We start from the raw sequence: 6,362 nt of genomic DNA, 5'->3' as shown, positions 1-6,362 counted from the left end.
ATCATGCTATTAAAAACCGATTCAGTATAACGGTAAAGTTAGACCGTCTTCACCGATAACTTTGGCTGAGTCATAAAGCTTCGATCGTAACGCGCCCACCTTCCACTGCCTCAATCTGAAGTTTAAAGCCATACAAAAGACCCATCCCCACACATCATACGGGCTTTCTCTGGCTGCGACTGCCAAAACGGAAGACGGCTCTATGTCCAATACGAATCACCCAAGGTTGAGCATCAGGGACACGCTCATAGAGATGATCGGTAGCAGTAATCGTATCGTCGGCAAGCTCAAACGCCCCAGTTTCGATGTCGATCGCCACAATTCTCCCCTGATTTCCCTCCTCCACTTGAGAACATACCTGAGATTCATAAATCTCATTACCACGTCGAGCGAATTCTTCTTTGCTGTAGCGGGGTTGACGAACTGTCATTGGCTTGACCCTGTGGCAACTTTTGCCCTCTATTTTAACCCAAACATGGGGAATCTTCGCTAACATTCCCCAACTGAGCCCACAAGAGCGGCATCGCACTTTAACCCACAGCTTCAATCAATGGGCATGGTGCGTTCCCCAAAATCGATCGCTGGAGCAGTGGGACTTGCATTAGGGAACGCACCCTACAAGATCGGCGATCGCACTAAACCTCGCACGTTTATAATGAGGATTTATTCGCTATGCCTAACGCCCAAGCTCACCGGCAAAATAAAGCGTAGCGAGGAACGAGCGCAGCTTTATTTTGTCCGAGTGCAGCGCCTTGTTATAAATCACTTTAGTTTCATCTCCTCAATCCAACCCATTAATTCTTTTTGAGAGCTGAACTCTTTTAGCTTTTCAATGACAACCATAAGTGTAGTACGTACTATATTGATGAGGGTGAATAGCTCTGAATCAGATATAGACTTATTGCCTCCATGGGCGACACCACTTCTTTTTCCATAGTAATCCCGAACAATTGATATTAATTGCTTTCTTCCTTCGAGATTGTCGGCCATAATAAAAGCCACAGATTCGGCTATAGTACCTGCGATTGAATTACCTCTTTCTGCTTTGAATAGTGACTCCAATGCAACTATTAGAAATAGAAATGAATTGCTAGATTCATTCTGTGTAATTGCAACAGAAAACCAATGAATGGCTCTAATCAAAGCCTCTTCCAGATTATTAGTTTGTGTTTTCGATAAGGCATCTGAGACCAGAAAAACGCCAATTTCATCCATTCTTCGAATTGCATCTTCGTTAATCTCAAATGACCGAACAGAGCCAACAGAGTCACCCAGCGTGTTAAAGCCGGTTTCTGAGACGATAAATCCTTGCCTTTGGGTTTTTGGGTGATCTCCTTTTAGACCGATGCGAATGTCCTCAGGTAAAGGATAAATTGCCTTCGTTGAGAATCTAAGAAGGTCGATTGCTCTACGGACTTCTTCTTTAGCGTATTCGAAAGCTCTAACTGGTTCGGCATTTACTTCAACAACACCAACACATCCACCTTGAAATTCGCTTCTACTTCCTTGTTCGATTAGTTCCTTGAATCTTTTCATGGATTCTTCATCATTTTTTGATGTTTTAATGATTGCGCTGAATTTATCGTTGATATCTTGTATCAGGAATTCGTCGCCCGGGACAAAGCGAACCTTTCCTATAGTTAAGCAAGCAGACAACACTATTCCTTCGATTTTAAGAAAAACAATGTTGTTCTGATCAAAGCTAGATAGTTCGTCTCCTAGATCGCTAATTTTCTTTTCAAGATCACAATTTGGATTAGAGAGTAATTCCGCAAAGACAGTTTTTAGCTTCTTTTCGATGTATTTAGATGAGAACTTTTTTGAAAAATGCTTTTGATTAAGAAGCTTTGATACTACCTCGTTAAAAGTTCTGGCAGCTTCATTCGTTAATCTGTAAGCAACACGATCGTGGATTTGAAAGCCGAGAAATTCAGATTCCTTACCTGGCGGTAAGGCGCCCTCAGCGGAACTCTTAAGCTGATCTGCAAGTTTTTTGATGAGTTGCTGGTTCATGGTGATTTATAACTAGAGATTATACAGAAACTTTCCGTATAACACTCTTGAAAGTAACGATATGGGTCAACCTTCTGTATATCACTCCATTTAGGCGCAATCGCCAGAAGTTTTCCCTATATCAACCCCAAAAGCCTGTTAGCCAGATTAGCATATTGCCAAAAACCTTGTTTAACTAAATTCCTGACAATTAGGCTCATTCTAGCGATGATTCTTCGATCTGACCGCACCCATTGACAAAAATTTACAATTATTCGACCTTTAGCGATCGCTATCGGGGGATAGTTGTTTTTTGTTACAGCAGTGGGGAGAAGGGAGCGGGTTTTTCGGGTTGGATTGGGAGTTAATCATGCTATTAAAAACCGATTCAGTATAACGGCTAAGTTAGACCGTGTTTTCGAGATAAGGTTACAACTTCTCTGCCACTTTCAGCTTGTTGCTTTTGCAAATCAGCAAAGATGGCTTTCAAGTCATGATTGAATGACCGAGAGTACTCTTCACGAATTTTGTGGATCTCTTCCACAATCTCATCCTGAAACATAATCAACCTCCGAGAAGTTCATAGGGTGTACAAAGAATTGGCAACTCGTAGCCAAAATCAAGGCTGATCTCTGCCAACTTTCCCTGAATTTGAGCATTGGCGATGTGCTTGCAATTCCAGGTGAGCAGGTAATCCATGCCGTGAACGGTTGCGGCGGCGATATGAACAGCATCAATATCAGCTTTTGCGGGAAGGTTGCTGCGTTCCAAAAATTGCTCTGCTAAATCTAGCACAGCTTGGTTCAAGTCGAGTAAAGATAGATTAGCAGGGATTTCTAGTCGTTGAGATGCGATCACAACATCACCTTGTGAGGTTTCTTTCACGACCGCTTGGGATGAGTAAAGTTGAAAATCGCCGCGACGTGTATTCCACCACTCCTTCGTCACCTCAATATTTGCGGCCACAACAATATCTCTGCTGGGTCGAGCAGTAAGATAGCCTAAGATACTGGTTTCAATATAGACGGTTTCGCTCACGGCAATCTAGAAAATCTATCCAATGCCTATCCTACCGCATTTAATCTTGGTTCTGAGGGTGTTGGGTAACAGTCGTCAACCCAACCTTGTACGTGAAATATTCTTGTCAGCATAAAGTTGCCGCAGAAAGCGGTAGTCCCTGATCAAGCAACAGCTTCATAGCGATTAGGAAGTTCAATGATGCGATCATCCAAGTAAGAAGATGCAAAAATTAGGGCTTGTCGAATATCTTCATCCTCCAGTTCCGGAAACTCTTGATGTAATTCTGCTCGATCGGGATAAGTTGCCAGTAGCTCAATCACTCGACGAACCGTAAGGCGAAGATTACGGATGCAGGGTTGCCCATTCATACGGTTTGGATTGCTCGTAATACGATCTAGTTTCATTAGAGTAATTCTATTGCTTCATGATCACTTTAACCTTTAGCGGGGTAAGCAATGCCTGAAAAACATCCTCCACATATCCATTCTCCGTCATCAGATAAACCGTCACCCATACTATCCTTATATCACGTCCAAAAGCCTGTTAGCCAGATTAGCCCACACCACACTTAAACCCACAGCTTCAATCAATGGGCATGGTGCGTTCCCCAAAATCGATCAGTGGAGCAGTAGGAGCCACATTAGGGAACGCACCCGACAAGATCGGCGATCGCACTCTGCTTTTTGCTGTCCGAGTGCATGCGATTGTTATGTGAATTTCATTTCGTAACGATAAATTGTGTTGTCGCAGCTCGCTTATTTCATCCAAGTTTGTATTTTTATTACAGGAACTCCATGAGTGGTTCTTTTTCTATCTGCAAGCAGCACTTGTCCTGATTTGATCAGCCAAATGCAGTTCCCGCTCCCGGAAAATCTACATTGATGCGCTGACCATTCTTCAGTCCAAAGTCTCGCAATATCTGGGTATCAGGCGTCATGGCCATACCATTGGGGCCCCACACATTGAGATCGGCTGCATTGTCCGCATGACCATCTGCGGGAAGCTCATTTTTCATCTTCTGTTTTAATTCCAGCAGGGACATGGAGAGATTAAGCGTCCAGATAACGGTTTTCGTATTACCGCCTTGGATATAACCAACTGTAACAGACGCGGTGTCCGATGCTCCTGAAATGGCATGGGGACCGGAGTATTGCCACAGCGGGTTCCAGTATGAAGTGATCAGCTCATTCACGGCATCGGCTCCTTCAACCATATAATCGATCTCCGAAAGGAAACCGGGATAAAGGTTATCGGACCCAACAATATATAGCTCATCATCCACGATCATGATCTTGGCATGATTTCCGGGTGCTGATGGTACTTTGTCATAGATATAACCGCTTGCATTCAGCACAGACCATGCAGCACTTCCAATTACGCCATGAGAAGGCGGTTGATCCGCAAGGGGCTTTTGCTTCAGGGTGGCAGTATATCCTTCCTTGCTGAGGTTTGGCCATTTGTAGGTATCGCCCTCAATCGTGTCGCTTGCCGGCACCTGGTCTGTGAAATAAAACGGGGCTACGTGTAACCTTGTCAGGGCGCTGGCACGCTTACCATCTGGATCATTCAATGGCGCATCAGTGGCTACATCGTGTGTCATGTAATATTTTAACAGATCAAATGTGCGCGATGCTCCCGATCCAAAGGAGTATTGGTCTCCTTCTGCTCCGGCCCCGGCATCCAATGGTGAAACCACGATCTGAACCTGTAGGTTCGGGTTGGCCAGTAGTGCTTCCAATAACCAAATACACACATGATGATCCGACCAGTTCTTTTTCCATGCGCTAACGATGTCCATCTGCGACATCTTGATGGTTCGCTTCGCATTCTTGATCAAATATTCTTTCATGATCTCGGATGCCTTCTGGAAGTCCGTCGTTTGTTCCGGCCCATCCCAGTATTTACCCAGAGTTAACATGCGAGTAGCCTGTTTATAATCTGACCATCCCTCATAGGTATTATAGATAACGCGATACTGGAACACTTCGAGATCTAAATCCGAAACCGTTTGTAAATCCTGGTCGCGAATTTCTGCCGGTACGGGTTGTTCTCCGTTATTGTAAGGTGCATCCACTCCTGTTTGAACACCAGATTCGTGCATGGCAATCAATGCATCCTGCCTGGTCTTCATATAGGCTGCTATATCCGGTTGGACAAGCGGATCATTTGGCTTATTCGCCTCACTATCGCGATTTACCCAAGTCAAATTATCTGTGTTCAAGGACTCTTTGGTAAATAGATCTGTCCCACACACCCACATTTGATTTAAGAAGAGTTGTGCGCCATAGGCTGCCTCTCCATGTACCACGTTGGAAACATCATGTACTGGAGGATAACTTCTAAACAGGTCCATGTTCAGATTATGACCCCCAACGAGGGCTTCTGTGCCATCTACACTGATTATTTTTGTGTGGTTCCAGGTCATCTTTGTGTCGTCACTTCCAATGACGGCACTGCCAAATACTTTTGCCTGAATGGCAGATATGATGCCCGATTGCAATCTATAAAAGCGACCAAACCATATTTCGGGCATCATTTCCCAGTATTGTGATCGTTCCCTGAACAACCGAATCAGAGCTGCTTTAAAATCGGCGTAATTGGTAGGCTCTCCAATCGGCACAGTTGGTGTTTGACCAAAGAAAAACCGGAATTGAGTGGGTTGCTTTCTGCCCATGACCCTGGTCAATGCTGTATCCATAGCCCCCATGATGACCCTTGCCCAGTCTGGATCAGGACTATTCAAAGAAGATATATCGCAGCGATATTTTGCTTTTTGTACGATCTCCACGATTGCCCGTTCAAATTCTGCCTGGCGGGTTAGTGCTTGCGGCATGATCGCTTTGCCAAATGGCATTCCCCACACATGAGGTGTATCCAGCACCCGGAGATAAGCCTCTCCGCTAAGGTGGTTGAAATAATCTTTTACTTCTTCCTTGACTCTATCGATGTATTCATTTGTAACTGGACTGGGCTTTTTCCCCGCGCCCCAATTTGCTATCCAACCGCTCCATTGACCCGATGAATTTCGCCAATTCAGATACAGGGTATTATCCGTGCCGATTCCGAATACATGAGGGCAGTTGTCGGTCGTCTCTATCGCAAAAATGTTGGCTAGTTTTGGTGCATTATTCCAGTTTGCTCCCCAACCACTCCAGCCACCTGATGAATCTCGCCAATTCAGATATAGGGTATTATCCGTGCCGATTCCGAATACATGAGGGCAGTTGTCGGTCGTCTCTATCGCAAAAATGCTGGCTAGTTTTGGTGCATTATTCCAGTTTGCTCCCCAACCACTCCAGCCACCTGATGAATCTCGCCAATTCAGATATAGGGTATTATCCGTGCCGATT

At 44.7% G+C, this 6,362-nt stretch carries 6 protein-coding genes; all 6 read right to left on the bottom strand.

What is annotated here, in order from left to right:
• Window positions 1–154 precede the first annotated feature (154 nt).
• Window positions 155–430 (bottom strand): hypothetical protein, encoded by a 276-nt coding sequence (locus IM496_RS06295; RefSeq protein WP_287661565.1) that lies wholly within the window; start codon window positions 428–430, stop codon window positions 155–157.
• Window positions 431–762: 332 nt separating this feature from the next.
• Window positions 763–2,013, bottom strand: a complete 1,251-nt coding sequence (locus IM496_RS06290) for a HEPN domain-containing protein (RefSeq protein ID WP_287661564.1) — start codon at window positions 2,011–2,013, stop codon at window positions 763–765.
• Window positions 2,014–2,392: 379 nt separating this feature from the next.
• On the bottom strand, window positions 2,393–2,554 hold the full coding sequence (locus tag IM496_RS06285; protein ID WP_192575067.1) for a hypothetical protein: 162 nt from the start codon (window positions 2,552–2,554) through the stop codon (window positions 2,393–2,395).
• A 2-nt stretch (window positions 2,555–2,556) separates the two neighbouring features.
• Window positions 2,557–3,030 (bottom strand): type II toxin-antitoxin system VapC family toxin, encoded by a 474-nt coding sequence (locus IM496_RS06280; RefSeq protein WP_194013445.1) that lies wholly within the window; start codon window positions 3,028–3,030, stop codon window positions 2,557–2,559.
• 143 nt (window positions 3,031–3,173) lie between these two features.
• Entirely contained in the window at window positions 3,174–3,416 is a 243-nt protein-coding gene (locus IM496_RS06275; RefSeq protein ID WP_002761871.1) for a DUF433 domain-containing protein, read from the bottom strand.
• A 437-nt stretch (window positions 3,417–3,853) separates the two neighbouring features.
• A partial coding sequence (locus tag IM496_RS06270; protein WP_287661563.1) for a DUF8189 domain-containing protein occupies window positions 3,854–6,362 on the bottom strand: 2,509 nt, incomplete at its 5' end.

Source organism: Microcystis sp. M049S2 (assembly GCF_020245625.1).
In the GTDB taxonomy this organism is placed as follows: domain Bacteria; phylum Cyanobacteriota; class Cyanobacteriia; order Cyanobacteriales; family Microcystaceae; genus Microcystis; species Microcystis ichthyoblabe_A.
Note: the sequence above shows the minus strand (reverse complement) of the source record. Positions and strands in the feature narration are given on the sequence as shown.